Raw genomic sequence first — 2,317 nt, forward strand, 5'->3', positions numbered from 1 at the left:
ATCGAAAGGGCATATTCAAGAAACCTCTCAAAGTGAGTTTCTGTTGATGCCCTATGTTGGCCATAGAGCATTGATATTGCTGGCCCGATGGATGATTCGTGATGAACCTGAAGCGGACACATATCCGATGGACGGATCTGCCGTCAGATCGGCGTCGAAGGCTCGTGGCGCTGATTGCCAGTCTGATACAGCAGCATGTGTCGATGGAGCGGGAGGCCGGTCATGAATGCGGAACCGAGTTGTCTCGACTTCGCGTTGACGGAGAAGATCCACTCCAGCCACCATGATCGCCAGGCTATCGTTTACGTCAGGCAGTCGACGGTACGACAAGTCGAGCACAATCGCGAGTCAACGCGGCTCCAGTATGCGTTGACAGATCGTGCCTTTCGACTTGGGTGGCGACGCGACCAGATTACGGTGATTGACGACGATCTGGGCCGATCAGGTGCATCAACGCTCGATCGACCGGGCTTTCAGCGTCTCGTTGCCGAGGTCGGGCTTGGCCATGTGGGAATGGTCATCGGCATTGAAGTGTCCCGTCTCGCGCGTTCGTGCCGCGATTGGCATCAGCTTTTGGAAATGTGCGCGTTGTTCGACACGTTGATTGGCGATGCCGACGGCGTCTACGATCCCAGCACATACAATGACCGCCTGTTGCTCGGCCTGAAGGGCACGATGAGCGAAGCTGAGCTGCATATTCTCAAGAGCCGCATGCACGAAGGTCGCAAGGCCAAGGCGCACCGTGGCGAACTTATTCTGGGTCTTCCGCGTGGCTATGTTTTGAAGCCGTCCGGGGAGGTTGCCCTGGATCCGGACGAGGAGGTGCAAAGGATTATTCGCCTTGTCTTCGCCGTCTTCGAAAAGCGTCGTTCGATCAGCGGCGTTTTGCGTTACCTTGTCGATCACGGCATCGCGCTCCCCGACCGCACCCGCAGCGGTCCTGAGAAGGGTGATGTCTGTTGGAGCAGGCCTAACAATGCGACGATCCGCGATATGCTTCGTCACCCCAGTTATGCCGGCGCCTATGTTTACGGGCGCAGTCGCAGCGATGGCCGCCTCCGGTTGCCCGGCAAGCCTCACAGTGGCCGGCGCATTATTGGCGATCGGCAAAAGTGGATGGTACTGCACCAAAATGCTCTTCCAGCTTACATTGACTGGAAAACCTATGAGCGAAATCAGGAGCAGATGGCAAAAAACCGTACCCGATATCCTGGCGTCCCAAGGGGTGGCGCGGCGCTGCTCAGCGGGCTTGTCTCTTGCGCCGTGTGTGGCCGTAAAATGGTTACCGGCTACAACGACGATGGCCGGGAGGCACGTTACAGCTGCAGCTGGGAAGCGACGACATACGGAGGCCGTCATTGCCAGTCGATCAGTGCTCGTCCCGTGGATGCCTGCGTTGGCGCGCTGGTGCTTGAGGCTATATCGCCATCCGCAATCGACGTCAGCCTTCAGGTTGCCGAGGATATTGAACTCGAACGACAACAGATCCACGATGGATGGAAGCAACGCCTCGAGCGTGCGGATTACGAGATCACGCTCGCCCGCCGGCGATATGAAGCCGTCGATCCTGATAACCGGCTGGTAGCGCGGACGTTGGAACGGGATTGGGAGGCTGCCCTGGCGAGAAAGCAAACGCTCGCCGATGATCACCAGCGGACATTATCGCGGCAGCCCGAGCGGTTAACCGATGAGGAAAGAGAGACTATTCTTCGGTTGGCAGAAGATGTGCCCTCCCTCTGGAAAGCGGAGTCCACCACCGCACGTGACCGGCAGACTATCGCCCGGATAGTGCTTGATCGCGTGGTCATCCAGTTGTTCGGAGAAACAGAGCGCGCTGAGATCAAATGCCACTGGGCAGGCGGGATCGTAACAACGCATCCCATCATCCGAACCGTGAGGCGATTTGAACAGCTCGAGCATCATGACGAGATATTAGCCAGGATCGTGGCGTTGCGTGACCAGGGAGCAACGGCGCAACAGATCGCCGTTGATCTCAACGCCCAAGGTTGGTCGCCCGCCAAGAAATCTAGGTTCGATGCGCTAATCGTTCAGAAACTCCTCGTGCGAAAAGGCCTCGGAAAAAAGCGGCCGATCTGGTCGGGTCACGTCCCGCGTCGCAATGACGATGAAGTAACGTTGCAAGAACTTTCCGAAAAGCTCGGCATTCATCGGCAGACCGCTTACGGTTGGCTCAGGCGCGGAAAGCTGAGAGGGCGTATCGTCGAAGTAGGAACGCAACGTATCTGGCTTGTCAGCCTATCGCACGCCTCAACAGGAACCTGCACTGGAGAGTCATCATGACAAAGCGATTGAAATG

At 57.3% G+C, this 2,317-nt stretch carries 2 protein-coding genes; both read left to right on the plus strand.

Features of this window, described 5'->3' with window-relative positions:
• Window positions 1-226 (plus strand): hypothetical protein (locus tag GGD57_RS29035; RefSeq protein ID WP_210304090.1); only part of this gene is annotated, 226 nt, incomplete at its 5' end.
• Window positions 223-2,301: a recombinase family protein gene (locus tag GGD57_RS28935; RefSeq protein ID WP_184473592.1), complete on the plus strand. Its 2,079-nt coding sequence runs from the start codon at window positions 223-225 to the stop codon at window positions 2,299-2,301. The genes GGD57_RS29035 and GGD57_RS28935, both read left to right, overlap by 4 nt.
• Window positions 2,302-2,317 lie beyond the last annotated feature (16 nt).

Source organism: Rhizobium esperanzae, from assembly GCF_014197615.1.
GTDB classification, from domain to species: domain Bacteria; phylum Pseudomonadota; class Alphaproteobacteria; order Rhizobiales; family Rhizobiaceae; genus Rhizobium; species Rhizobium esperanzae_A.